General features: G+C 42.7%; 23 protein-coding genes, 2 tRNA genes and 2 pseudogenes. 12 read left to right on the top strand and 15 right to left on the bottom strand.

All coding sequences use genetic code 11. The annotated features are described in order from the left end of the window. From ACSLP7_RS07730 to ACSLP7_RS07700, 7 genes and pseudogenes are all read right to left on the bottom strand, one after another. Positions 1-418 (bottom strand): annotated as a pseudogene (locus ACSLP7_RS07730) (hypothetical protein); the annotation flags it as partial. Then, positions 418-960 (bottom strand): RNA polymerase sigma factor, encoded by a 543-nt coding sequence (locus tag ACSLP7_RS07725; protein ID WP_435578767.1) that lies wholly within the window; start codon positions 958-960, stop codon positions 418-420. The gene ACSLP7_RS07725 and the pseudogene ACSLP7_RS07730, both read right to left, overlap by 1 nt. Before the next feature lie 58 nt (positions 961-1,018). Beyond that, a complete protein-coding gene (locus ACSLP7_RS07720; protein ID WP_435578768.1) occupies positions 1,019-1,753 on the bottom strand; it encodes a GIN domain-containing protein in 735 nt (244 codons plus the stop codon). A gap of 161 nt (positions 1,754-1,914) precedes the next feature. Continuing rightward, positions 1,915-2,163 carry a DoxX family protein gene (locus ACSLP7_RS07715; protein WP_435578766.1) on the bottom strand — a complete coding sequence of 83 codons (249 nt, stop codon included), beginning with the start codon at positions 2,161-2,163 and terminating at the stop codon, positions 1,915-1,917. Continuing rightward, entirely contained in the window at positions 2,147-2,281 is a 135-nt protein-coding gene (locus ACSLP7_RS07710) for a hypothetical protein (RefSeq protein ID WP_435578765.1), read from the bottom strand. Before ACSLP7_RS07710 ends, ACSLP7_RS07715 begins: the two co-directional genes overlap by 17 nt. Positions 2,282-2,549: 268 nt before the next feature. Continuing rightward, positions 2,550-2,792 (bottom strand): helix-turn-helix domain-containing protein, encoded by a 243-nt coding sequence (locus tag ACSLP7_RS07705; RefSeq protein WP_435578764.1) that lies wholly within the window; start codon positions 2,790-2,792, stop codon positions 2,550-2,552. After that, entirely contained in the window at positions 2,728-3,849 is a 1,122-nt protein-coding gene (locus tag ACSLP7_RS07700) for a hypothetical protein (protein WP_435578763.1), read from the bottom strand. The genes ACSLP7_RS07705 and ACSLP7_RS07700 overlap by 65 nt, the downstream gene beginning before the upstream one ends. Before the next feature lie 36 nt (positions 3,850-3,885). On the opposite strand from ACSLP7_RS07700, the gene ACSLP7_RS07695 reads away from it, so the two are divergent. The 6 genes and pseudogenes from ACSLP7_RS07695 (at position 3,886) to ACSLP7_RS07670 (ending at position 10,472) form a co-directional block, all read left to right on the top strand. Further along, positions 3,886-5,436, top strand: a complete 1,551-nt coding sequence (locus tag ACSLP7_RS07695; protein ID WP_435578762.1) for a thiol-activated cytolysin family protein — start codon at positions 3,886-3,888, stop codon at positions 5,434-5,436. A gap of 769 nt (positions 5,437-6,205) precedes the next feature. Further along, complete coding sequence (locus ACSLP7_RS07690; RefSeq protein ID WP_435578761.1) at positions 6,206-6,832, top strand: hypothetical protein; 627 nt, start codon at positions 6,206-6,208, stop codon at positions 6,830-6,832. Continuing rightward, positions 6,817-8,207, top strand: a pseudogene (locus ACSLP7_RS07685) (RtcB family protein). The gene ACSLP7_RS07690 and the pseudogene ACSLP7_RS07685 overlap by 16 nt, the downstream one beginning before the upstream one ends. Positions 8,208-8,296: 89 nt before the next feature. Continuing rightward, positions 8,297-9,139 (top strand): helix-turn-helix domain-containing protein, encoded by an 843-nt coding sequence (locus tag ACSLP7_RS07680; RefSeq protein WP_435578760.1) that lies wholly within the window; start codon positions 8,297-8,299, stop codon positions 9,137-9,139. Positions 9,140-9,500: 361 nt separating this feature from the next. After that, positions 9,501-10,049, top strand: a complete 549-nt coding sequence (locus ACSLP7_RS07675) for a carboxymuconolactone decarboxylase family protein (RefSeq protein ID WP_435578759.1) — start codon at positions 9,501-9,503, stop codon at positions 10,047-10,049. A 27-nt stretch (positions 10,050-10,076) separates the two neighbouring features. Then, positions 10,077-10,472 (top strand): cupredoxin domain-containing protein, encoded by a 396-nt coding sequence (locus tag ACSLP7_RS07670; RefSeq protein WP_435578758.1) that lies wholly within the window; start codon positions 10,077-10,079, stop codon positions 10,470-10,472. Between the two features lie 54 nt (positions 10,473-10,526). Here ACSLP7_RS07670 and ACSLP7_RS07665 read toward each other — a convergent pair whose 3' ends face one another. The 5 genes from ACSLP7_RS07665 to ACSLP7_RS07645 all read right to left on the bottom strand — a co-directional run bounded on the left by ACSLP7_RS07665 (position 10,527) and on the right by ACSLP7_RS07645 (position 14,388). Continuing rightward, on the bottom strand, positions 10,527-11,627 hold the full coding sequence (locus ACSLP7_RS07665; protein ID WP_435578757.1) for a slipin family protein: 1,101 nt from the start codon (positions 11,625-11,627) through the stop codon (positions 10,527-10,529). 788 nt (positions 11,628-12,415) lie between these two features. After that, positions 12,416-12,486: transfer RNA gene (locus ACSLP7_RS07660), tRNA-Gln, on the bottom strand. Positions 12,487-12,492: 6 nt separating this feature from the next. Further along, positions 12,493-12,565 (bottom strand) — tRNA-Asp (locus ACSLP7_RS07655). Between the two features lie 115 nt (positions 12,566-12,680). Then, positions 12,681-13,205, bottom strand: a complete 525-nt coding sequence (locus tag ACSLP7_RS07650) for a tetratricopeptide repeat protein (protein WP_435578756.1) — start codon at positions 13,203-13,205, stop codon at positions 12,681-12,683. An 847-nt stretch (positions 13,206-14,052) separates the two neighbouring features. Then, positions 14,053-14,388 carry a single-stranded DNA-binding protein gene (locus ACSLP7_RS07645; protein ID WP_435578755.1) on the bottom strand — a complete coding sequence of 112 codons (336 nt, stop codon included), beginning with the start codon at positions 14,386-14,388 and terminating at the stop codon, positions 14,053-14,055. Between the two features lie 247 nt (positions 14,389-14,635). On the opposite strand from ACSLP7_RS07645, the gene ACSLP7_RS07640 reads away from it, so the two are divergent. Genes ACSLP7_RS07640 through ACSLP7_RS07630 form a run of 3 tightly spaced genes read left to right on the top strand, consistent with a single transcriptional unit; the run spans position 14,636 to position 16,365 of the window. Then, entirely contained in the window at positions 14,636-14,983 is a 348-nt protein-coding gene (locus ACSLP7_RS07640) for a hypothetical protein (RefSeq protein ID WP_435578754.1), read from the top strand. Between the two features lie 9 nt (positions 14,984-14,992). Further along, positions 14,993-15,679: a hypothetical protein gene (locus tag ACSLP7_RS07635; protein ID WP_435578753.1), complete on the top strand. Its 687-nt coding sequence runs from the start codon at positions 14,993-14,995 to the stop codon at positions 15,677-15,679. Next, positions 15,676-16,365 (top strand): hypothetical protein, encoded by a 690-nt coding sequence (locus ACSLP7_RS07630; RefSeq protein WP_435578752.1) that lies wholly within the window; start codon positions 15,676-15,678, stop codon positions 16,363-16,365. Before ACSLP7_RS07635 ends, ACSLP7_RS07630 begins: the two co-directional genes overlap by 4 nt. A gap of 1 nt (position 16,366) precedes the next feature. Here ACSLP7_RS07630 and ACSLP7_RS07625 read toward each other — a convergent pair whose 3' ends face one another. Further along, positions 16,367-16,831: a CBS domain-containing protein gene (locus ACSLP7_RS07625; RefSeq protein ID WP_272830591.1), complete on the bottom strand. Its 465-nt coding sequence runs from the start codon at positions 16,829-16,831 to the stop codon at positions 16,367-16,369. 140 nt (positions 16,832-16,971) lie between these two features. On the opposite strand from ACSLP7_RS07625, the gene ACSLP7_RS07620 reads away from it, so the two are divergent. Continuing rightward, entirely contained in the window at positions 16,972-19,311 is a 2,340-nt protein-coding gene (locus ACSLP7_RS07620; RefSeq protein WP_435578751.1) for a M28 family peptidase, read from the top strand. Between the two features lie 55 nt (positions 19,312-19,366). On the opposite strand, the gene ACSLP7_RS07615 is transcribed toward ACSLP7_RS07620, so the two are convergent. Together ACSLP7_RS07615 and ACSLP7_RS07610 are read right to left on the bottom strand one after the other, a co-directional pair. Then, positions 19,367-21,430, bottom strand: a complete 2,064-nt coding sequence (locus ACSLP7_RS07615; protein ID WP_435578750.1) for a M13 family metallopeptidase — start codon at positions 21,428-21,430, stop codon at positions 19,367-19,369. 77 nt (positions 21,431-21,507) lie between these two features. After that, positions 21,508-22,107, bottom strand: coding sequence for a hypothetical protein (locus tag ACSLP7_RS07610; RefSeq protein WP_435578749.1), 600 nt, complete (start codon positions 22,105-22,107; stop codon positions 21,508-21,510). 157 nt (positions 22,108-22,264) lie between these two features. Here ACSLP7_RS07610 and ACSLP7_RS07605 point away from each other — a divergent pair, with 157 nt between their 5' ends. Both ACSLP7_RS07605 and ACSLP7_RS07600 read left to right on the top strand, forming a co-directional pair. After that, positions 22,265-23,221, top strand: coding sequence for an NAD-dependent epimerase/dehydratase family protein (locus ACSLP7_RS07605; RefSeq protein ID WP_435578748.1), 957 nt, complete (start codon positions 22,265-22,267; stop codon positions 23,219-23,221). A 144-nt stretch (positions 23,222-23,365) separates the two neighbouring features. Beyond that, positions 23,366-24,076, top strand: coding sequence for a hypothetical protein (locus ACSLP7_RS07600; RefSeq protein WP_435578747.1), 711 nt, complete (start codon positions 23,366-23,368; stop codon positions 24,074-24,076). Positions 24,077-24,094: the final 18 nt, after the last annotated feature.

The raw sequence follows: 24,094 nt of genomic DNA, 5'->3' as shown, positions 1-24,094 counted from the left end.
CACGCAGGGCATCAAGTAATTCCACGGTCAGTAAATTGGTTGCCTTTTGAGACTCCAATTCTGCTTCTAAGAAGATCTCTTTTTGCTCCATCTGCTCTACGCTCAATTGCAGCTCGGAACGCTCAACGAACAAACTAATCAATCCTGCCGTAGCTAAAGTAGCAGCGGCCCAACCTCCATAAGTGAGCCATTTAGGTCTTGAATTGGTTCTTGAGATCACGCGAGGAGCATTACCAACTTTAGTAGTTGCTCGAGCCTGGGCCAAAGCCATTAATGCGGCTTCTATGCGATCCGCCTCGGCAGCCAATTCTGGATGCTGCTGCACCAAGCGATGCACTTGCTCGTGCTCTGCAGGAGATAGCGCTCCACTTACGTAGAGTTCTAAAATTCCAGATGCTATGTACTTTTCAGTATCCATTATGAATCAATTCCGAGTTTTGCCCGCAGGCCATTAATGCATTTTCTGATCTGAGTTTTTACGGTTCCCAAAGGAATCTCCAGATCTTCTGAGGTTTGCTGCTGCGTAAATCCTTTAAAGAATAATCTATCGATCAGTTGCTTGCAGCGCATCTCAAGGGTTTCCACTATGGCGGTAAGACCAATCGCATCGGTCTGACCCTCAAAGGCATTACTCCCTCCAAATATATCTACGAAATTAGTCGGGTTTAGGTTTTGTTTTTGTTCTTTGGCTGATCTGGATCTCAAATGATCGATCGCCGTATTGCGCGCAATATTCAAAAGCCAAGTAAAAAAGCGACCTTTCTCCGGATCAAAACTGTCCAAACGCGTCCATACTTTTAAAAACACATCTTGACAGAGTTCCTGAGCAACCTCTGGCTTACCTACCACTCCTTCAATAACACCCAACATAGCCGGCGCATATTGCGCATGCAACTGCTGGAAAGCCCGCTCGTCTCCTTGTTGGCAAGCGGTAATTAGGTGATTGAGGGTATCTGCCATAAGAGAGCTTTAAATTACTAAAAAGAAAGCACTAAAAAAGCCGCAAACGCGGCTTTCTTTACTGGAAAAGTTTTATGGTTGCTCCTTCGTCTTGGGCCGTGACGGTATGCAAGAGTTTGCCTTTGCCCACAGCTTTGTCCAAATAGATCTTGGTGCCCACTGTCCAACGTTCTGCTCGGCTAAAACCAGGCATAATTGGAAAGCCGTAACTAAAGCTCGAACCGTCTTGATTTGGACCTTCTACATAAAAGTTCCGGCGGTTCCACGAGTTGTTTTTTATTTTAAAGCTGATGTAATCTGGAATCTCCACTGGTGCCGTAGCAGTCTGTGGCGCCTGATAATTCCCTGTGATCACCTTAGGTTCTGTAAAGAGTTTTAAGGATGCATCTTCATCCAACTGGGTCTCTAGTTTGTTACTCACATTTACCGTAGCCGACCCACGACTACTAATGTTTACTGTTGCGTTATTTGCCTTTAAACTGGATGCGTTAATGGTGGCCAGCTTGGATTCGACATTCAGCCTTTCGACATTTCCGGATAGGATCACCAGACCTACATTGGCCTCAACGCTAAACTGCTCTGCGTTCAAGTTGATCACATAGGTGGTATCGTGAGTGCCGTGTTCTAGCGCTTCAATTTTAGGAGCACCAATTTTAATGATAAGGTCTTGACTGGGTTGGATCCACTCGATTTGATCCAAGGTTAGGGTTCCGTTCACTGCGGTCTTCCCAATCAACTCTAAAAGATTACTATCTCCTGTAATAGTTACCCCTTCGGGAGCCTCTGGATCAATAGTGACCTTAGCATAAAGTTGGACACTAACTGCCTTGATGTTTGTAATTGGGTAGTTCTTGGTGATGATGTTTTCCGTCGCCTTTTACCTGTCCAAAGGTTTGTGTGGCGATCAATACGATTGTGAAAAATAGTGTTCTCATTTTTTTGAATTTTGATTGATTATGATTTTGATTGATTGAATTTTCTGCTGATGACCGCATCCAGGCCAAATCGACCCGAACCGAGCACTAGCGTGAACATGGCGATCCATAGAAAGCCCATGGCCGGTAGCATGCCCCAAGTACCTTCTCCCCATTTTTGAAGGAAGATTGCCGTGAGCATGGTACACATGATTAAAAAGGAGGTCATTCGAGTGTTAAAGCCTAGTGCCCAAAAGAGCCCTCCAATGGCTTCACTTGCCGCACCCATCCACGCAAAAAAAAGTAGGAGCTAAGGCAAAGATTCCTCCAAAGGCCTTTACGTCTTCTGGGAACCAATCCACAACTTCAAAAAGGCCTAACTCCTTTTCTGCAGGTGACCAAGGCATACCGAATTTGCTGCTCCCAAAATCGATGGTTAATAAAAGTCCTCCGACTATACGTGGAATGGCAAAGAGCAGATCCGCATACCATTTGGATTGTTTTTACCGGGCGAATAAGTCTTATAACTAAGTGTTTGAATTTTTTCATGACGAATGTTTTTTTGATGTTCAACAAGGCAAAGATGCGATGCAACCATCAGCCTGAAGTCTCACAATAGACTCTAGGCGTCTTAAAGAGAATTCAAGACGTCTCAAAAAAATGTAAAGTATTGTTTTATAGTGAGTTGATGTACTCCGTAGGAGACATTTGGGTATGCTTTTTAAACACCCGATTGAAGGTAGCTTTGCTGTTAAAACCAGCTTCTTCCGCCAAGCCGAGTACAGAAAGTTGATGGTGCTTGCCGTTTCGAATCATTTCCTTAAAGGCTTCAATCCTATAACCGTTGACAAAATCATTGAAGTTCTTGCCCAAGTTCTTGTTGAGTAGATCGGACAGTTCTGTTCTGGGAAGATTCATCCCAATGGCCAATTGAGAGAGCGTTAATTCTGGATTGAGGTGCGGCTGTTTGCTGTTGCATATAGTTCAAGAGGGCAGCTTGTAACTCAGGATTGGCGTCAATAGGCGTTTTAGCCTTGTTAGTGGGAGCAACAGGTCTGCCATCGGCCTCCAATTCAGAAAGCTCAACGGTATCCGTAAAGTATCCTTTAATTCCCACATAAACCACAATTACCGCAGAGAGTAAATGATACCACCAGCGCTGTTTCCAATGCAACACGACTATGGTCTCCTCAACTACGGTTTGAATCATTTGATAAAGGAAAAGGCTCGCATAGATGATCAAAAAGATGCGAATCCAATTAAACTGCAACCTATAGGTGTTGGAGTAGTATTGTGCTATTCGCTTTCGGTAATTGTAGAACTGTTGGATAGCCAAGGTCAAGTACAACATCATGGACAGGTTGAAGACAATGAACATGAGCTTGTCTATATACTTTAAATGCAGTGACGCCATGAGTTCCCCGTTCTGGGTATCGTCAAAACCGGGTTGGGCAGCGTCATATATATAAAGGAACAAACAGTAAACGGCATAAAGCACAAAAGGGATAAACTGCAGGTATTGCTTCTTGCCCAATTTAAAATTTGGGACCGTTACCGATTGGACATAGAAATAGATAATCGGTCCTAAAAGCAAAGTAAAATCAATAAGAAAGTAATTGACTTTAGTGTTGCGATAGGTATCGTACCATTCCATAAAACCTATGGCGTAATGCGTCCGTTCATAGCAGGTGATCAACACTACTGCACCGAGCAGGTAATCGGCCAAACGTCCATGCCTGCGTCCTCGCATAAAAAGCAAAAAAGCAAATACAGCACCTTGCATCATAAACAACAAAAGCGGTGTGCTGTAGATATCAAAATACGGAAACTTAAGCGGTAGCCCTGCAAGCATACTCAAAGTTAGTTTTTTAAATGACATGATTCCTAATACCTCCGCAAGCCCTTTAAAATCAACTTTTTTACCCCCTGTCCATGGTTTGTCCATGCTGATTTTTAGGAGGTTAGCCAGCCTCATTCTAGTTTTGACCCTGTTGAATCAAAAACCAGTACAATGAAAACTACACTAACAACAAAACGCATCTTACCGCTACTCCTTGGAGGATTTTTTATCCTGTTTGCTTGTAGCACAGAAGACGATGGTCTGGACGGAGTAACTCCAGACGCCAACAGTATTAATGAATACCTACTTCAGCTATCCTACAACCAAGATGAGCTACTTGAAGTCCAAGAAACAGGTGGCTTGGCCAGCTCAAGAGAAGTCTCTTTTGAAGACGAAGATCCCGGAGAACCTGTCCAAGGAACAATCACAGGTTGTACCACTACCGGCTACGATCTGTATTCCAACTTTGATGAAATTGCTATTCTGCGTCCTTCTATTGGCGTGATTTACCCAGGAGCCTTAGTAGTCGGAAACGGAAGCATGCTAGATGGAGAACCTACTCCTTTTGCAGTGGATAGAGCTCCAGCAAATATGCGCGTAGACTTGCCCGGAATTGGTGAAAACGGAAACTTCCGCGTGGAATCGCCGGGAAGCTTTTCCGCGGTTGATGCCGAACTTGATGTTGCCCTAGAATGGTGGAATGACAACGCCTATCAAGACGGTTATGTCAATGAAGCCAACTCTACCTATCAATCTGCTACTTCTTATTCTTCTAAGCAGTTGAGTTTTGATATAGGACTCAACGCAGAATGGGCCAGCGGATCTATTGCAGCGCAATTTGATTACGAATCCAACACAGAAGTACGCGTGGCTTCTATCGCGTTTAAGCAGGTCTTTTATACGGTTACTATGGATACGCCCGTTTCTCCGGCAGCCGTATTTGGAACCGATGTTTCTCTGGAACAAGTACAGGCAATCATGAACTCAGATACGCCACCGGCTTACGTCGCCTCCGTAGCCTACGGACGTATTATCATGGTGCGCATGGAGACTACCAATATGGATACTTCCATCAATTTGGACGCTGTATTGGAATACGGCAGTGGCTTTAACAACGCTACAGGAACCTTAGCGGCTTCTTATGATGAAGTCCTTCAAAACTCCAGCATGAGTATCATTACTATTGGTGGAAATGCAGAAGTGGCCACCAGCGCCGTTGACGCTGCCAACATTGAAGACGGACCCGGTAGTTTAAACTACATCATTACAGGAGAGAACGCTGTTTATAGCAGAACCAATCCTGGAGCTCCTATTGCCTACACCATTCGATATTTGAAAGACAATTCGCTTGCTAAAATGGGGTACACCACAGATTACGTAATTGAAGAATGTGGTAGTCGAGGATTTAATCACGAGGAAGTAACTGTGACCAATGATTCCTTCCATGACATTCAATTCAGATTGCGATGGAGAGGACAGAACACAACTACTATTTATAACGGGCCGTGGGTATTTGTAAACCAGGACGACACAGCCAATCGTACTCCGCCTACCGGCGCGCATGACGTAGAAGTACAAACCCAATGGCAATGTGGTACAGGCGGTTGGAATACTTTAGGCGACTTTGAACTTGACTACGTAGAAGAGGAAGAATGTTTTAGGGCCAGTGGAGGTTCATTCCCTTGTGGAGACCCCTCTGTCTCTGGAGTGACTTGCAACTAAACTTTAGCGCTTTTTTCAGAGCAGTCCTTGTTTTAGGTTGTCGATTCAACAACTTAAGCAAGGGCTGTTTCTCTTTGGCTTTTGGTACAGAATTTGCCAATTTGATAAAAAATGGCATCTTTGCCACTCACAAAACGAAACAAATTTATAACCATGCAAATGCAATTGTCTAAATACAAAACGGATGCTTTAGAGGCTTTCCACTGGCAATAGCTATGGATATAGATCAGAAATAAACACACTTTAAGGCGTCCAATGAAAATTGGACGTTTTTTTTTGAAAAATTTTTGACCCGATTGAAAAAATGTAGCTGGATGCTAAAATATCAGAGCCTCAATTAATTAAGGCCAACAGCTGTACTTCGTGAGTAACGAAGCGGAATTCTATATCTCAAAAATAAATCATAACTATCTCATTATCAATATTTTATTTGTTTTTTATTAAAATCCATTTCATCTTTGCAGCGCAATAATGCAAAACATTAAAAATCGAAGCAATATGCAATACGCAAATCAATTTACACAGATGCAAATCCAAACTGCGGATATGCTTGTGCTTCGTGACGTCTTCTAATAGACACTATCCATCAGATGGTGAAAACGTCCGAAGCCCCTTAAAGTTTCGGACGTTTTTTTATGCTTACTGATGGAGCTACTCAACGTCCCGGGACCAATTGAAACTGATATAATGACAATTGAAACCCGTTCATATCAAACAACAACGAGAAAAAGAAGTTCGGAGGTTGTTTAAAAGACGACGCAACCTATGGATGGAAAAACGCAAGTTGGGTTATGTCGCTTTGGAAAAACCCATTAGACACGGTTGGTTTAGAGAGGTGGTCATTACACGTAAAGTAGAACGCTACCGCTATAAAGCCGCCATCATGGAGGTCTATGCTAAAATGCAGACCTATCATTGGGGTAAAACCAAAGCAGATGCTCAAGAGCAATGGGATGAGGCGACTCGAGGATTTTATATCCACAGAAACCTTCCCACACTGAGCAAAAGACAGTTCAATAAATTGAGTCAAAAAGCCCAGGGCTTGTGTACGCCCTTCCAATTCCGACATGAAAAAAGTCATAAATTAATAACACGATTCTACGTTCGCATTCCGAAAGGCGTTTACAAGATCAAGTTCAGTCGTGCCTATGTCACACATTCTAGAATTGTAGACCCTGAAATTGAAAGTGAACTGGATTGGATTGATTCGCAGCTGCTCAAGCCCGGATATTACGAAGCTGAGCAAGTGCTTAATCGTTACCACTGGGATCATAAGTTTGACAATTACCTCCGCTTTAAAAAAGAGAACAAGCAGGTAAAGCAAACCCTAAGGAATCTTAAGCACTACTCTGCAGATCAATTGATAAAAGAAGATGTATCATGGGAAATAAACTAAAAGGCCGAGACCTGATCGGAATCGGTTTTCCTAAGAACAATACCGTAAATATCGCTTTGGGTATCATCAACGATACCACAAACGTGAAAAGAAAGTGCGCGTGCTAGAAGCAGCGAAAGAAGTCTTGCGTGACCCACAAAAATTTATGGGCGATCCAATTTGGGGGAAAGTAGCAGAAGGCCTAATAAAGCCTGTTGAAGTGCGTATGCACGAGCTGCGTAATACGCGAGCTCCGTTTAGTATTTACGGAGAGAATGAGATTGATGATCAAGCGAAGTATCAATTGTACGACGCTTTGAAATTACCAATCGCGATCTCTGGAGCCTTGATGCCCGATGCGCATGCCGGTTACGGCTTGCCAATTGGTGGCGTATTGGCCACAGAAAATGCGGTGATTCCTTACGGAGTTGGCGTGGACATTGGATGCCGTATGTGTTTGACGGTTTATCCGATGAGTGCTTCTTACTTGCGTGGAAAACAGGCCATGTTGGAAAACATCTTGAGAGATCACACCAAATTTGGCCCTTATGAAACGCATGCTAAAAAGCACGATCACGAGCTCTTTGAGCGCCCAGCATTTAAAGAGATTCCGCTTTTAAAGCGACTTAAAGACAAGGCGTTTAAACAGCTCGGGACCTCTGGTGGAGGAAACCACTTTGTAGAATTTGGTTTGGTAACCATTACCGAAGAGGATTCTCAAGTTCAGTTGCCTCCTGGAGAATACCTTGGCGTGCTGTCGCATAGCGGATCACGTGCCTTGGGTGCAAACATTGCTAAACACTATACGTATTTGGCATCAAAACAGTGCCCGCTGCCTAAAAATGTGCAGCACTTGGCTTGGTTGGATATGGATACCCATGATGGACAAGAGTACTGGTTGGCTATGAATTTGGCTGGCGATTACGCTAAGGCTTGTCACGATGATATTCATTATCGAATCGGGAAGCTACTCGGGAGCAAAGCTGTGGTGAAAATTGAGAACCACCACAATTTCGCTTGGAAGGAAATGGTCGGCGGTGTGGAGCGCATTGTGCACCGCAAAGGAGCCACTCCTGCTGGTCAAGATGTTTTGGGAATTATTCCAGGATCTATGACTGCTCCGGGATATATTGTCCGCGGATTGGGAAATGAAGACAGCTTGAATTCCGCTTCACACGGCGCAGGTAGATTGCACTCACGCAGAGCGTGTAAAGAGCAATTCACCCAAAGTCAGGTGAAAGAGCAGCTCAAAACGCATGAGGTGAGTCTTATTGGTGGAGGCGTTGATGAAGCGCCGATGGCCTATAAGGACATCAAACGCGTGATGCAAAACCAACAGGAATTGGTCGCTGTAGTCGGCACCTTTACTCCTAAAATTGTTCGAATGGACAAGTAGATTTTTTAGCTGACAGGTCGCAAATAAAGCTGCGGCCTGTTTTTTTTATTAAAGTGTAAGTTTTGATCTCTTTTTGAGACCATTGCTTTATGAAAACTACCACCTTTACCGAATTCTCTACAGATGCGCTATTAAAAATTGGCGATCAGCAGGTTTTAAAAGAATTTGACTCCCCCAGGCAAATTGGTCTTTATAGCTTTATTTGGGCGCTAGAATCTGGCGTTGAGATCATTGTAGATAGTGAACCCATCCTATTGCGAGCCAATCAAATTTTGGCACTTACCCCCATTCAATACGTGCAATTCAATTCAGGCGATGCGCTGCGCGTCTATCAATTCAACCGCGAATTCTATTGTATCAAAGATCACGACAAAACTGTTGGATGTGCCGGAGATCTTTTCTTTGGTAATGACTATATACCTTTAGTAAACCTCTCTCAAGAAGAACAAGAGAAATTTGAACTTTTACATCAGATCTTTTTGGAAGAGATGGACAACCAAGATCGTGTTCAAGCAGAAATGCTTCGGATGTTAATGGCGCGTTTTATCATTAAGACCACTCGCCTACTCAATGCTGGAGACCATCCGCAGCAACACAAAAAGAAATCAGACCTTTTGCGCAAGTTCAATATGTTGGTAGAAACCCACTTTAAAAATGAACACAGCGTAAAGTTCTATGCCGAGCAAATGTTTAAGTCTCCCAAAACTTTGGCAAATTCCTTTTCTAAATTCAACAGTACTCCTTTGCAAATCATCCATGCCCGAATTGTATTGGAAGCGAAACGCCTTTTAACTTATACCGATTTGAGCAGTAAAGAGATCGCTTATGAATTGGGATTTGACGATCCTGCACACCTGAGCAAACTCTTCAAGAAGAATACCGGCATGCCTCCATCAGCTTTTAAAGCATCCAAAGAGACCTTGAGCGCTTAGGGAATTATTTACATGCGCTAGGGAAACTTCTCCATCGCGAGGACTCTTTTATGATCGCATCTTTGTATTGAACATTAAAATGAACGATATGAAAGCGATTCCTTCCATTTTTGAGCTTATTTCTACAAAATTCAATAGAAATAAAGTGAAATCTATAAAATTCAACACAAAATCGCACTGTGCCTCTAAGGGTCATCACGACTTCTATTGTGAGGCTGAAAGACCATTCAGCAGCATGAGAACTTCTTTGTAACCAAAGGAATAATTGACATGATTGAAGGAGTTTTTTACATGGTCTGCCGCTTAGTATTTAAGCAATTTTGTCCTATCAAATTAATTACAAACATAAAATCGAAATACAATGAAATCATTTAACGTACCTACTCGAGAAGAAGTAAGTGAAAATAACCAAGCCATTTTTGACAAGCTAAAAGGAGCATTGGGATTTGTTCCAAATCTATATGCCACCTACGCTTACAGTGAAAACGCTTTGGGCAACTATTTGACCCTGTCCAACGGCAAGACTTCTCTATCTGCTAAAGAAAAAGAAGTAGTCAATTTGGCGGTAAGTCAAGTAAACGATTGTAGCTATTGCTTAGCGGCACACACAGCTATTGGAAAAATGAACGGTTTCAATGATGATCAGATTCTAGAGCTACGCTCTGGGGCGGCATCTTTTGACAACAAACTCAATGCCTTGGCAAACCTAGCCAAAGACGTGACAGAAAACCGTGGAGCCGCTTCTGAAGGTGCTTTAGAGCAATTCTTCAATGCAGGTTACACCAAAGAAAACTTAGTAGATACTATAGTGTTGGTCGGTGATAAAACCATCTCTAACTATCTACACAAAACCACGGATGTACCTGTAGATTTTCCTGCAGCACAACCGTTGACCCTACAAACTGTTTAATAATCAATCCAAAAAAATATAGAAACTATGAGAACTTTATTAATTGCATTGGCCTTTGTATTTAGCGCTGGACTTAGCGCACAAGCGCAAGACAACATGAAGAAAAGCATGAATGACAAGGCCCAAACTGTTGCTCTTGAACAAACCAAAGGGCAATTCACGCAACAAAGCGTGGAACTTAAAGCTGGTGATTATGTTTTTGCCATTACCAATAACAACGCGGGCGTGGATGTAGGATTTGTATTAGTACCCAAAGGTGCTGATGCATCAGATCCTGCCAACCACATCAAGTCGGCCTACGTAACTCAAGTCGTTGCGCAAGGAACCACTGAAAAATCCAACGTTGTGCATCTAGAAGCTGGCGAGTATGTTTACTTCTGTCCGCTGAATAAAACACCACAATATACCCTCACTGTAAAGTAGGTATGTTTAGTTAGTTGATGAAGAAAACCCCGGCCAAATGGTCGGGGTTTTTCGTTATTTATTGAGCTCGAAGATCTCTTTCAATTGCTTGACAACACCGCCGTTACCGGCAACGGTGATCTGTCCGATCTTGTCTGCGATCTTCTCTACGTATTCCATTTCCTTAAGGGCGAACAACATTTCGTTGTCTTCCATAAGTTTGGCCGTGTTGAGCAAGCTTCTGGTAGAAGCGGTTTCTTCACGTCTGGTAATTACGTTGGCTTGCGCTTGCTTTTGAGCCATCAATACTTGATTCATGATCTGCTTCATTTCTCCCGTAAGGATAATGTCACGGATACCTGTGCTCAAGATCTGAACTCCCAAAGCCGCAGCGGCTTCTTTGGCTTTTTTCAAAACCATTTCAGCCAATTCATCTTTGCTCTCCAAAAGTTTATCCAAAGTATATCCACCAATGAAAGCACGCAATGCCAATTGCAAGACTACGTAAAGTTGTTTTTCGTAGTTCTTGTTTTCAAGCAAAGCCTTTTCAATATCGGTTACCTTGTACTGCGCGTAGAAATTAACTCTAACGGTCGCTTTATCCTGGGTCAACAATTCTTGTCCAGCGATCTCCAACTGTTGTTGTCGCATATCAACCTTGGCGATCTTAATGCTGGTATCGTTTTTCCAGAATCTGTAGGTACCACCGCTCAAGGTTTTGACGTATTGGTCATCAACCAAAAGGACGGCTTTTTCATAATTCTCTACCTCAAACTTTCTGATGAACATACCCAACTTATGTGTGTTGAAAAGAGACTTGTCAATATCTTCAGTAATGTAAATCTTGTCAAGATCTACCATCGTGAATTTAAAATCAATATGTCCTTTCCAGTACACATAACGCCCCGCGGTGAAGACCTGCAAGAAACGGTTGTTCTTGTAAGCCAAGGCCAATTGGTTATCGGCCACCTCCACCACATGCAACATGGCTTTGAGCTCCTCATCTCTAAGCAAAATATCCAATGAAATGGGTGCGTTAAAAATCAATCCCATATCGGCGGTTATAAGCTTTTCTCTCCATCCAAGGAAGTAAACACCGGCAGTCAAAACGCGTTGGTATTCGCCATTTTTAAAGACCAATCCAGCTTTTCCTGTGTTAATTCGGATTCGTTTCATTTGTTCTAAATTTTAAATATTCAACTTCAATTTTTGACCCAATTGGGTCGGTCACAGGCTCGCCTACCGGTAAAAAAGCGAGAACTATATTTTCAATGCAGCAAGGCTGCAGGTTTTCATTATTAAAGCGGTCAAAAGTTCCACTCCACTTGCGAAGGCGCAACTTTAGTTCCTTTGGTATCAATGGATTTTTAAGTGCGACTTTAGGTGTAATGCTTTAAGGCACAACGCCCGAGCTTAGACCATCAGTCTTCCTTAAAAAGCGCTTGACACTCCCAGAACCAGTGAGCTTTACCTCGGCCAGTACAAGGGGTCAACATGCCTTAAAGACAGGTTAACAATACCTTTTGACCACTTCTTTTAACAGCGTAAAAGGCTGGCGACTGTTTTTGTGAGCAGTCAACTCAATGGTGGGTTTTACAGACCCTAAAAAATACTAGAACCCTCATCTAGCGCGTCTACCATTTCCGCCATTCTGCCACAAGCAGAAGCAGGACTCGAACCTGCACATTTCTAACAAGTACTCTACCAAACTGAGTTACACCATTTTGAGCGGTGGTCGGATTTGAACCGACGCCATCTTGCGTTCACGAGATATGTTTTGGCTTCTCTCCAAAGCCTTCCAGTCAAGCTGCATATACCTAAAGAATACCATAGAGGCACTCAAGCATACAAGGGTGCTGTACAGAAACACCTCACAGGGCTTGCTCGATGTGGAATTCACACGGGTCGAACGTGTATCTCTCCGGATTCAGCGGAGCGCATAACCTCTTCTGCCAGAATTCCAATTAACTCGCGAAGATTCGAACTTCGATCTCCGGATTCAAAGTCCGGAATGTTGCCATTACACCACAAGTCAATGTTGCAGTACTGATGGGACTCGAACCCATACCCTCCCGGGCGACAACCGGGTGCTCTAGCCTTTGAGCCACAGTACTGTTTGTGGAAGTGATAGATTCGAACTATCTCAGTCGCGATGACAGGAGTTTTACAGACTCCTACGGCTCTCCAACGCCGTCGCACTTCCAAATACCGCTCCCAGCGGAGCGGGTTTTATTTGTTAGATTTCTTCTTTTTGTTTTTTCTCTTTTTCTTCTTTTTTGCCTTTGTCTTGGCTTTGGGTTGCTTGTCCTTAACACGAGCAATTTCATTATCCACTTGACTGCGGAAGTTGTTGCTCACGCTCAACTTTTTAGCCCGCTTATAAGCTTTCTTTGCCTGTTTGAATTCGGCCTCATATTCCATGATCAAGCCCTCTAAATAGCACAAGTAAGCACGATCCACACCCTTCTGGGTTTTTGCGAATTCAAGCAAGCGTTTGGCCCCCGGATAATCCTCATTGTTTATTAAGAGCTGGGCGTAGTAGACATAGACTCTTGGCATGGCCAAATTTTGAGCTAAGGCTGCATCATAATAGTACTTGGCCGTTTCAAAATCTTGCAACTGTTCGCTGTAAAAGCGACCCATTAAAAAGAGTGCCTCTGCGTTCTCTGGCTCATAAGAAAGGGCATATTCCAGCGCTTCCATTGCCTCTTGCAGCTCATAAGGATAAGCGTCCAAAGCTTTTAACAAATACATGTTTTGCTTTGTTTCCATTACGGTAAAAGAACTTTTGCTTGGCCATAAGGCCTAGCGTTTAACTTGCCGCAACGGGTGTCATCTGTAAAAAGGAAATGAAATCCGAAGCGGGTTTAATGTGGCTTCGGATCTTTCATAGGTGAGTTAGCTATAAAATATCACGAAGCGAGTCTGAATTGTTAGCGGTGACAGCTCCCCTGCCACTGTGCTAAAGTCATAAAGTATATTGCTCTGCATCGTTTATTATTTATTAATTACTAATTGCAATTCCGTTGTTTAAAACTGCGCTGCAAAGATGCGACTTGTTTTGTAAAATCCAAATAAAAATTCAATTTATTTTACTGATTATCAATTAGTTAAGTTATTTTTTGACATAGGAGATCCCTGTCCGCTTTTGGCGGATTATCGGGAGTTAGATTTAAGTTTTTTACTATCAATTACTTATGTGCTACACTCCCCAAAACGGGTTTAAAGTTTTTGTCATACTATTCGATTAAAAAAATTCAAAAAAAAGCGCCCAATTTCTTGGGCGCCCTATTGTACATGCATTAAAATGCGAATTTTCTCGGTCTAAAAATGTACATAGCACCCCTTGCGGATCAGCCAAAACTGCTCTGAACCGTCTATGATCATAGGATAATTCCCTACGGGTTTGCTATGTAATGTGTTTTTCAACATGCGGTAAAAATGCGTTTTAATTTTCATTTACACAAGTCATTATCTTCAATCTATAGCAGATTGTATTCTTGCTGAGCACGAATAAAACAACATCCCCCTCAATTTTCAGACTTTGAAACTATAAAAACAGGCAGCTCTGAAGCTGCCCGAAAAAGCTTGAGGAGCTGATTTAACTTTTCCCCAAGAGCAGTAGCTCGTTGACCATCACTTCTGTGGTGTAGCGTTTATTGCCATCCTTATCATCCCAAGAACGGTTGCTGAGTTTTCCTTCCACAGCAATCTCCTGACCCTTGGATATGTAATTCTCAACAATATTGACCAAACCCCCGCGAACAATGATATTGTGCCACTGGGTGCGCTCTATCTTTTGACCTTGCTTGTCTTTATAGCTGTCATCGGTGGCCATAGAGAATTTGGCCATCTTCCCACCATCATCAAAGGTCAATACTTCTGGATCTTGTCCTAATCGTCCAATCAACTGTACTTTGTTTCTAAGTGCATTCATAATAATTTGTTTTAAATATTAACAGTTAAGGCTATCGAACCACTTTGATTCGACAGGGCAAACATAGATCGGCATCAAAGGAATAGTCGGTGAGCTATCGTTTACAGTTGTTTGGAAAGAATTGTAAGTGATTGTTGTCGGATCAGCTTGATATTTATAAATCCTGTTTACTAAGTCAAGTCAAGGGTTCTATCCAAAGTCAGATTTCAGTACTTTTCCATGTGCTCCCTAAAAAACATCCGAAGCAATGGAAAGAAAATGTTTAGAATGTGGCACCACAGTAATCGGTAGAGTGGACAAAAAATTCTGCGATGACGGCTGTAGAAACAACTACAATAACCGCATCAACAGAGATGCTACAAATGCCATCCGAAACACCAATAATAGCCTCAGAAGAAACTGGCGCATTTTAAAAAGTCTGAATCCGAAGCAAAAAAGCAAAACCACTCGTGGAAAACTGCTCGAACTGGGATTTAACTTCAATCTGTACACTCGAATCTACACCACAAAAGCGGGAGCCGTCTATTATTTTGTCTATGACCAAGGGTATTTACCGCTAGAAAACGACTATTTTGCGTTAGTAAAACGCGAATAGCCTTATCCTATGAATGATGATATTATTTTTCCATTGGCGGTCTTTGCGGTCATTGGAATTGTTGCGGCCATCTCTTATTTCTACAGTAAAAAAAACAGGATATTACGCGAACTCAAAAAGAGTCCATCCAAACCAATCAACACTGTCAAAGACAAGGAATATGTGCGCTTACATGGAATCGTGGAAGCCATAAATGAGCCTTTAATTGCGCCTTTAAGTAAACGCCCTTGTGTGTATTATCATATTATCGTGGAACGCAAGGGTGACAAAAATTGGCATACTGTGATCAATGACTTTAAATACAGCCCCTTCTATTTGGTCTCTGGAGGAGAAAAGGCTAAAATCAGGGCACACGACAAACGCGCACTGCTTTTTCATTTAGTGGTAGATCATAACAGACGCAGCGGTAGTTGGTCAACCAAACCAACACAAGCCATGAAACAATACCTTAATTCTCAAGATTACGACGGGAAGACCTGGCTGTTTAAATCTGACAAAACGCTGCGTTATAAGGAGGCTATTCTACAAGTTGGAGAGGATGTTGTTGTAAAAGGAAACGCAGAATGGAAACGCCTGGACGAGCCCGTTGAAGGCTTTAATTTTTCGAGACTTTTAGAGCTCAGTGGTAACTTCAGACAACGCCTCATTGTAACAGATTTGCCCAAAGCTCTTAAAACCTTACCCAAGCGCAGATGATCATTCCAAACTTTTCTTTAGCCTTGCCAACCTGGGGTTGGGTTTTGGTGCTATTCGTAGTTGTCTTCGTATCGTTTTTAGCGCTGAATGCATTGCTGTTCAACACGAAGCAAATAGTGCTCAGGTCAATCAAAAAAATGTCTGCGATTCCATTATACAGTGCTAAGAACGGGACCTATGTCCGTGTGCATGGGAACGCCCAACTGGGTGAAAGCCAATTGCGTTCTCCGCTCACTGATTTGCCCTGTGCCGCTTATAAAGTCAAGGTGTTTGTTCGGAAAAATGATGGAGAATCTCTGATCTTTCAAGATCTTAAAATTGTACCCTTTTCGATCTCAGACGGAAGCGATATTGCAAAAATAGTATCCACGCATCCGCAATTATGTAGATTCCATCTGAGGACGCACCTGCATATGGACAGCAAGGGACTAAAAGTGGATCGCGAGAAATACAATGCTTTTCTGAAGCAGGCTAAGATCTCTGAAGCCGATGGTTTGCTCAAAATAAGGCGAACCCTCTATTTTGAGGAATCTATTTTACTTCCAGGCGACAAAGTTGCCATTGCTGGAGTAGCAAATTGGAGCAACGACAATTCACAACGCACGCTTGAGCTTACTGCTTCTGTGAAAAAAAAGCTCCTGGTCACGAATGATCCAGAAGCTTTTCCAAAAAATAGTTCAAACTAATTTATTTCCAGCTCTGCCCTTTCATTTGCAGTGCTGCTTTGAGCACATCCTTCTGACTGATCTGCCCAACTAATTTTCCGTTTTCCACAATTGGGAATCGACGGCGTTTTGAATTCACAAATCGCTGCGCCGCATCAAAGACATTGAGATCACCATCTATGGTTTCAACATCTGTTGCCATATGCTGCTCTACAGTGATATTATCCATAGGTTGATTATAGTAACGAGATTCACTGATCTGCTTCATACAATCGCCCTCGGAAATAATTCCGACGAGCTCCCCTTTGTCATTAACCACGGGACCTCCCGAAATCTTGTTTTTGATAAGGGTGTTCATTACCTCCAGCACCGGTTGATCGGGCCGAAAGGTGATTAGTTTACGAGTCATGTAGTCTGAAACACGAATGTTTTCAGCAGACCCTTTGATAGGTTTGGAGCGTCGTCCTACGTAACTTTTAATGGCCATGATCTTACTGTTTTACCCTAATATACAATTATTTACGCAATTTCACTTACGGGAAAGCAGCAATCGGATCAAACCAAATAATTATCTTAATTTTAAGCAATGCGGTAAAAATTCACCGCAAGACCACTTAAACTTTACGGATGAAAAGAACTTCCCACCTACTGTCCTTACTACTCATTATTGGTTTGGTTTGGTACAGTTTTTACAGCCTAATGCCCACAAAAATCTCTGATGAATCTGCTCCGGAAACCGAATTTTCTACGGCTCGCGCTTTAGTGCATCTCAAAGAAATTTCAGCACAACCTCACTACTTAGGCTCTGAGGGTCATGCAATAGTTAGAGAATATATTGCTGAGGAATTAACCAAAATGGGCTTGGAAGTCAGCATTCAAGACGACTATGACCTCAACCAAAACTGGGGACAAGTCGTTAAACCAAAAAATATTCTTGCCCGCATAAAAGGAAACGAAGACGGCAAATCATTGGTGCTGCTCTCTCATTATGACAGCGCACAAAGTTATAGTCTAGGAGCCAGTGACGCTGGATCTGGAGTGGTAACCATTATGGAAAGTGTTCGGGCCTATTTGGCCACGGGCAAGACCCCAAAGAACGACATCATTATTTGTATTACGGATTCTGAAGAACTCGGCCTTAACGGAGCCTCTACCTATGTAAATCAGCATCCTTGGGCAAAAAATGCAGGATTGGTCCTCAATTTTGAAGCCCGAGGTAGCGGTGGGCCTTCCAATATGATCGTGGAAACTAATGGTGGAAACCAAAACCTGATCAAAGCATTTGCAGAAGCCAATCCTGATTTCCCAGTGGCCAGTTCTTTGATGTATAGTATTTACAAAATGCTTCCTAACGATACAGACAGTACCGTTTTTAGAGAAGATGGAGACATTGATAGTTTCTTTTTTGCTTTTATTGACGATCACTATGATTATCATACCATCAATGATAATTACGAAAACCTGGATCGTAATTCGCTAGAGCACCAAGGATCTTATTTAATGCCGTTGTTGACCTACTTTGCCGAGGCAGACCTCAGCAGTTTAAAAGCGGAAGAAGACAATGTTTATGTGAACTTTCCTTTGGTCGACTTTATTACCTACCCTTTCTCCTGGGTCTTGCCCATGGTTTTGATCGGGTGGTTTGCCTTTTTGGGATTACTGCTTTGGGGAACCAAAAAGAAAGCCCTACAAGGCAAGCAGTGGGGAAAAGCTGGAGGGGTATTTTTGCTCTCACTAATTGTTTCCGCTTTATTGACCCACGGTATGATGTGGTTACTCTACAAAGTGTATCCGCAGTACGGAGAGATCCAACACGGCTTCACCTATAACGGTCATTATTACATTGTGGCCTTTGTGATGCTAACCTTAGCCGTCTATTTTGGCCTGTACAGTCGTTTTTGTGCGACCATTTCTCGCGCTAACCTTATGGTGGTTCCTTTGCTTATGTGGATGATCGTCAATACGGCAGTTGCTCTTTATCTGCCGGGCGCTGCTTACTTTATTATTCCGGTTTACTTCGGATTCTTTATTCTGGCCTATTTGATCAAAGCTCCCGAAGCTAATCCGCTTCTAATTGCGATCCTCTCTGCTCCGGCTGTACTCATGTTTAGTCCTTTGGTGCAGTTCTTCCCGGTAGGTTTAGGTTTAGAAATGTTGGTGGCCAGCGTGGTATTTACCGGCTTGCTTTTTGGATTGATCGCCTCAGTAACTGGAGCGTTTCCGTTCAATAAATACTTGTGGAAGATCAGTCTATTTTTCTTGCTAATCTTTTTGATAGCCGCCCATACACAAAGCGGTTGGTCTGAAGATCGACCCAAACCCAACTCTTTGGTTTACTATCAAGACAATTCCAAAGAGGAAGCCTATATGGTTACCTATGACGGTATTCTAGACGATTGGACCCGCGCAGTGCTGGGAGAAGCTCCGGTTGCTGCAGATTCGCTGGTAAGTTCTGTTGCCGGCAGCAAGTACAATACGGGCTACACTTATGGAATCAAGTTTGAAAATAAACGAATTCCAAGTCTCAACGCGAGCCTAAATACAGACACAACTGCAACAAATCGGTATAGCTTAACCTTGGAACCTCAGCGAAAGATCACGCGTATTGCTATTTATGCAGATACTACGTATCGCTTTAAAGCCTTAAGTTATAATGGGCAAAAGATCCATGCAGACAGCACGGGATATATTTGGAGTAAACGCAGGTCTAACTTTATGGGACGCTACCACATCACAGACAGCGACCCACTGACCATTGATTTTGAAACTGAAAATGGAGAAATGCCTGTTTTCAAATTCATATCCTACTCGCATGACTTATTAAAAAGCGATCAATTCAACATTCCTGAGCGCAGTGCAGATATGATCCCATCTCCCTTTGTGATCAAAGATGCTATAGTAACTCAAGATGAATTTGACACCGCAGCCTTGCAGCTACCTATTCAGGACAGTATCACTCTGCAATAAACAAAAAAAGGCCTTCCAAATTGGGAAGGCCTTCTGTCTTTAAAGAAATGTCTTATTACCAAATGCGCACGCGCTCTTCTGGTGCTAACCACATACCGTCTCCTTCTTTAATGTCAAACGCTTCGTAAAAGGCGTCCACATTTTGCAAAGGTTGAGTGGCTCTCCAACGTCCTGGAGAGTGTGGATCTGTGAGGACCTGAGTGCGCAAAGCCTCATCTTTTGCCAAAGTACGCCATACGGTTGCCCAAGACATAAAGAATCGCTGCTCTGGAGTGAAACCGTCAATATTATCAGGACGTCCATTCTCTTCAAAATACATTTGAAGTCCGTCGTAGGCTCCGAGTACTCCTCCTAAGTCACCAATGTTCTCACCAAGAGTAAAGGCTCCGTTGATATAAACAGAATCTACCACTTCAATTTGGTCATATTGTTCAATCAATGCTTTTCCGCGAGCGGTAAACTGCTCCAAGTCTGCAGCTGTCCACCAGTTCACAGCGTTTCCGTCTCCGTCAAAACGCGCTCCAGAATCATCAAAGGCGTGAGAGATCTCGTGCCCAATTACGGCTCCGATTCCACCGTAGTTCACAGCATCATCTGCTAAGTAATCGTAGAAAGGAGGCTGTAAAATAGCTGCCGGGAATACGATCTCGTTGTTCAATGGGTTGAAGTACGCATTCACAATTTGTGGCGCCATTCCCCACTCGCTGCGATCTACCGGCTGGTAAATATCTGCTAGGTTCTTTTTAGTTGCCCACTTATTGAGCGCAATCATATTGTCAAAGTAACCGTTGTCCTCAGTAATTGCTAATTCAGAGTAGTCTTCCCATTCGTCTGGGTAACCGATCTTCACGGTGAACTTATCGAGCTTTTCGATGGCTTTAGTTTTTGTACTGTCGCTCATCCAATCAACTACACTAATACGTTTTTTATAAGCTTCGATAACGTTTCCGATCATTTCCTCAGCCTTGGCCTTAGCTTCTGGCGGGAATTTCGCATCTACGTATAGCTTTCCAAGCGCTTCTCCAACATTGTTGTTTACAGTTGCCAAAGCGCGCTCCTTAGGATCACGTTGCTTTTTAGTGTCTCTCAAATACTTAGAATAGAATTCCCAGTTGGTATATTCAATTTCTGTGGTGAGCATATTGGCAGAGTTATTCAAAGTAGTCCACTTTACCAAAGTCTTGATATCTTCAATAGAGGTGTTTTTCATGAAGTCTTCCAAGGCCGACATATAATCGAGATCTAGAACGATCAAACTTTCGATCTGCACAGGCACTTCCATGTCCTTCATTAGCTTGTCTAGGTTCAAGGATGGAATCATTGCCTGTAATTCTGCAAAAGTGCGTGGATTGTTTAGATTTCGAACGTCACGGCTTTCCACCTTATCCAATTTAGGCTCCTCCAGTTGAGTTTCCATGGCAAGGATCTTCTCAGCAGCTGCTCTTGCCGTAGCTTCATCGTCTCCAACATACTGAAGCATCTTCACGATAAAATTCTTGTATTCCTCACGGATCTCCTTAGATTTCTCGTCTTGCAAAAGGTAGTAATCACGATCTGGCAATCCAGTTCCGCCTGGAGTTACGTAAAAAGTGTTCATGGAAGAATCGTTGAAATCTCCAAAGGCTTGCATACCTAAGAATGGAGCACTAACAGCAGAATTTGTTGCTAAAACGGTTTGTAAATCCTCCAAATTTGAAATTCCATTGATAGCGTCTAAAGCAGGTTGCAAAGGAGTAATTCCAGCAGCATCACGCGCGACGGTATCTAATTTGGATTCAAAGAGGAAGATCGCCTTAGCCTGATCGGTCTCTGGGCTGTACTTCCCGCTTTCACGAGCCTCTGCAATCAATTCCAATACATCGGCATCTGTAGATTTACGCAAAACGCTAAATCCACCCCAAGTTGAGCGATCTCCAGGAATCTCCGTTTCCTTGAGCCAGGTTCCGTTAACATAATTGTAGAAGTCATTTTTTGGGGACACGGTGGTGTCCATATTGGCCAGAATGATACCGCGAGGTTCGTCATCTTTCTGCGCCATGTCGTTTTCGTTATTACACGAACTAACCAACAGAATGCTCGCAAAAGCACCCAAAGAGGCTAGCAAATACATACGCTTCATAGAAGTTATTTAAATGATTTATTCTTAGTTTATGGATATAAGACCGTTTTGAGCGAGAAACGTTACACGATTTATGATCATCGCTGATTTTCTGCTGCAATTATAGAGTCTAAAATGGCCTTTTGCTTTTCGCGTTCGGCCTCTTCATTTTCTTTTCTGTCCAGATCAATGCGATCCTTGAGTATCTTTTCATTAATGCGCACCTTTAAATTAGCCATAGAAGTATTGAGTTCTTCAAAGCATGTAGAAATGGCCTCGGCTCTAGGGCGTTCACTATTAATAGCTTGATTCAAAAGCTTAACCCGTGTTTGTAAAACATTCACACGAGAACGAATACTTTGCTCTCCTAAAGTGTCAGGTACTGTATTGGCCAAAGAATCTGAAAAGCTCACCAAGCGTTCTGAGCGTGAACGGATCTCTGCTAAAGAAAGGGTATTCATAGCGATGAGTTCATCTTCAAAATCATCAAAGATGGACCAATCATTCACAATGGGAGTGGCGGCAGCGTTTATGCGTGGTAGCTTTATACTGGCCGTTCCATAAAAGGATGTGCTGTCCTTGGTTGCAGTCTGATCTTGTTGTTGCTGTCCGGAATTGGAGTCACAAGCCGTGAATAACAATCCGAAGCAAAAAAAGCAACAAGCAAAACCGCTGAGTATGTTGAATCTAATGCGCATTACTGGGCAAATATAATCAAATCCTTGCCCTGAGACTGTTGTAGAAAACACAAATAAAGGCAGGAATCCTCTCAGTTTTATTCTGCTTATATTTGCTTTGCAGCTTCTTCTTAGAGGGTGCGCAACCAAATAAATACTTCCTTAGTTTAGACCAATTATGCTAAAATCTCGAATCCTGGTCCTGGGTGGCTGTGGACAATTAGGCACAGAACTGGTAACACAATTACGCTCAAAATACGGTGCAAAAAAAGTGATTGTCAGTGATATCAAAGAAGCAGATGATGAAATGATGGCGCAAGGACCTTTTGAGGTTATTGACGCTACCGATTACAGTCAAATCGAAGATGTGGTGATCCAATATGAGATCACTGAAGTTTACCTGCTTGCTGCCATGCTTTCTGCCACAGGAGAGAAGTTCCCAGAAAAGGCTTGGCAACTCAATATGAACTCGCTTTTCAACGTCTTGGACTTGGCAAAGGATGGAAAGATTGAAAAGGTTTTTTGGCCTTCCAGTATTGCAGTTTTCGGAGAATCAACTCCTAAAGATAATACGCCGCAACAAACCATTATGGAGCCCAGCACGGTTTATGGGATCAGTAAACTGGCCGGAGAACGCTGGTGTGAATATTACCACCGGAAATTTGGCGTGGATGTGAGAAGCATTCGCTATCCGGGATTGATCAGCTATAAAACAGCTCCAGGAGGAGGAACCACAGACTACGCAGTAGACATCTTCCACAAAGCGCTTAAACACGATTGCTATGTGTCCTTTTTGAATGCGCAAAGTGAACTTCCTATGATGTATATAGAAGATGCGATCCATGCCACTATCTCCATTATGGACGTACCGAGAGAAAAAATCAAAGTTCACAGCTCCTACAATTTGGCGGCCTTGAGTTTTACTCCTGAAGAGCTCGCGGCTGAAATAAAGAAACAACGTCCTGATTTTAAGATCTCCTACGACCCTGATTTTAGACAGGAGATCGCAGATTCTTGGCCAAACTCCATTGATGATTCTGAAGCTCGAAATGATTGGGGCTGGGCCCACAAATACGGCATTGAAGAAATCACAGAGATCATGCTCCGAGAACTGGGGCCGGTTTACGCAAAATAATCTGTTATGAAATGAGCACAAACAAATTTAATTATTAGCATGCCTGTAGCTATAATTAAAATTTTTGTGCGAAAGCGAAGCGGTTGATCTATGCAAATAATTTTTATTTGCTTGATTTCCAGATAAATAAAAATTTTTAAATAGATGAAACATTTGGCTTTACTGTTGTTGCTGATTGGGTGCATTTCATGTAATGAAGAGTCGGCAGAAGACATTGTACTTAAAAGTATGGAATACCATGGTGGTATTGCCGCCTGGGAAGCTGTGGATGAGCTCAGCTATCTAAAGACCACCAAACTCTATAAAGCCGATGGCAGTCTGGAGTCTGAAACCAGCATTGTTTATCACCATCCACTATATCGAGATCTACCTGCCAGTATGCGCTGGTTAGACGATAGTCAACTAAAAGCCTTTAAGTTGGATTCTGCTGGAGTGATCAAAGCCAATTTTGAACTCACTGCCAAAGACAGCACGCGCTATCGGGAAAGTTTGCGCACAGCTCCTTACACCTTGTGTCAACCCTTCAAGTTAATGGCAGATGCCGACCTTTTGGTTCGATTTGATGATGAAGTTTTAGAAGATGATCAAGCCGTTTATGTCATTGGTTTAGGATATACTGAAAGCGACGGCTCCGAAGGAACCAAATGGAAATACTACTTTAATAAAGAGAATTACCGTTTAGAGGCGGCCTTAGTTTTGCACAACGGCAGCTACAGCTATATTAGAAACGATATCTACGAGAATAAAACGGGGCTCTCACTAAACGCCAAACGCACCAGTTACCGTACAGACAGTTTGCGCAATGTGCAATACGTTCGGGGAGAATTTATCTACGAGTATTTAGAAGAACAATAAAAAAAGGCTCCTGTGAAA

It is taken from the genome of Gilvibacter sp. (genome assembly GCF_965601605.1).
Taxonomy (GTDB): domain Bacteria; phylum Bacteroidota; class Bacteroidia; order Flavobacteriales; family Flavobacteriaceae; genus Gilvibacter.
This window is presented reverse-complemented; position numbering and strand designations above follow the sequence as displayed.

Excerpts from the sequence above, each read along its gene's own strand:
- ACSLP7_RS07680 (WP_435578760.1), top strand. The coding sequence starts at position 8,297 with ATGAAAACTACCACCTTTACCGAATTCTCTACAGATGCGCTATTAAAA.
- ACSLP7_RS07640 (WP_435578754.1), top strand. The coding sequence starts at position 14,636 with ATGGAAAGAAAATGTTTAGAATGTGGCACCACAGTAATCGGTAGAGTG.
- ACSLP7_RS07715 (WP_435578766.1), bottom strand. The coding sequence starts at position 2,163 with ATGGGTGCGGCAAGTGAAGCCATTGGAGGGCTCTTTTGGGCACTAGGC.
- ACSLP7_RS07630 (WP_435578752.1), top strand. The coding sequence starts at position 15,676 with ATGATCATTCCAAACTTTTCTTTAGCCTTGCCAACCTGGGGTTGGGTT.
- ACSLP7_RS07620 (WP_435578751.1), top strand. The coding sequence starts at position 16,972 with ATGAAAAGAACTTCCCACCTACTGTCCTTACTACTCATTATTGGTTTG.
- ACSLP7_RS07615 (WP_435578750.1), bottom strand. The coding sequence starts at position 21,430 with ATGAAGCGTATGTATTTGCTAGCCTCTTTGGGTGCTTTTGCGAGCATT.
- ACSLP7_RS07605 (WP_435578748.1), top strand. The coding sequence starts at position 22,265 with ATGCTAAAATCTCGAATCCTGGTCCTGGGTGGCTGTGGACAATTAGGC.
- ACSLP7_RS07600 (WP_435578747.1), top strand. The coding sequence starts at position 23,366 with ATGAAACATTTGGCTTTACTGTTGTTGCTGATTGGGTGCATTTCATGT.
- ACSLP7_RS07650 (WP_435578756.1), bottom strand. The coding sequence starts at position 13,205 with ATGTATTTGTTAAAAGCTTTGGACGCTTATCCTTATGAGCTGCAAGAG.
- ACSLP7_RS07645 (WP_435578755.1), bottom strand. The coding sequence starts at position 14,388 with ATGAATGCACTTAGAAACAAAGTACAGTTGATTGGACGATTAGGACAA.
- ACSLP7_RS07705 (WP_435578764.1), bottom strand. The coding sequence starts at position 2,792 with ATGAATCTTCCCAGAACAGAACTGTCCGATCTACTCAACAAGAACTTG.
- ACSLP7_RS07690 (WP_435578761.1), top strand. The coding sequence starts at position 6,206 with ATGGAAAAACGCAAGTTGGGTTATGTCGCTTTGGAAAAACCCATTAGA.
- ACSLP7_RS07725 (WP_435578767.1), bottom strand. The coding sequence starts at position 960 with ATGGCAGATACCCTCAATCACCTAATTACCGCTTGCCAACAAGGAGAC.
- ACSLP7_RS07695 (WP_435578762.1), top strand. The coding sequence starts at position 3,886 with ATGAAAACTACACTAACAACAAAACGCATCTTACCGCTACTCCTTGGA.
- ACSLP7_RS07700 (WP_435578763.1), bottom strand. The coding sequence starts at position 3,849 with ATGAGGCTGGCTAACCTCCTAAAAATCAGCATGGACAAACCATGGACA.
- ACSLP7_RS07635 (WP_435578753.1), top strand. The coding sequence starts at position 14,993 with ATGAATGATGATATTATTTTTCCATTGGCGGTCTTTGCGGTCATTGGA.
- ACSLP7_RS07710 (WP_435578765.1), bottom strand. The coding sequence starts at position 2,281 with ATGCCTTGGTCACCTGCAGAAAAGGAGTTAGGCCTTTTTGAAGTTGTG.
- ACSLP7_RS07670 (WP_435578758.1), top strand. The coding sequence starts at position 10,077 with ATGAGAACTTTATTAATTGCATTGGCCTTTGTATTTAGCGCTGGACTT.
- ACSLP7_RS07665 (WP_435578757.1), bottom strand. The coding sequence starts at position 11,627 with ATGAAACGAATCCGAATTAACACAGGAAAAGCTGGATTGGTCTTTAAA.
- ACSLP7_RS07625 (WP_272830591.1), bottom strand. The coding sequence starts at position 16,831 with ATGGCCATTAAAAGTTACGTAGGACGACGCTCCAAACCTATCAAAGGG.
- ACSLP7_RS07675 (WP_435578759.1), top strand. The coding sequence starts at position 9,501 with ATGAAATCATTTAACGTACCTACTCGAGAAGAAGTAAGTGAAAATAAC.
- ACSLP7_RS07610 (WP_435578749.1), bottom strand. The coding sequence starts at position 22,107 with ATGCGCATTAGATTCAACATACTCAGCGGTTTTGCTTGTTGCTTTTTT.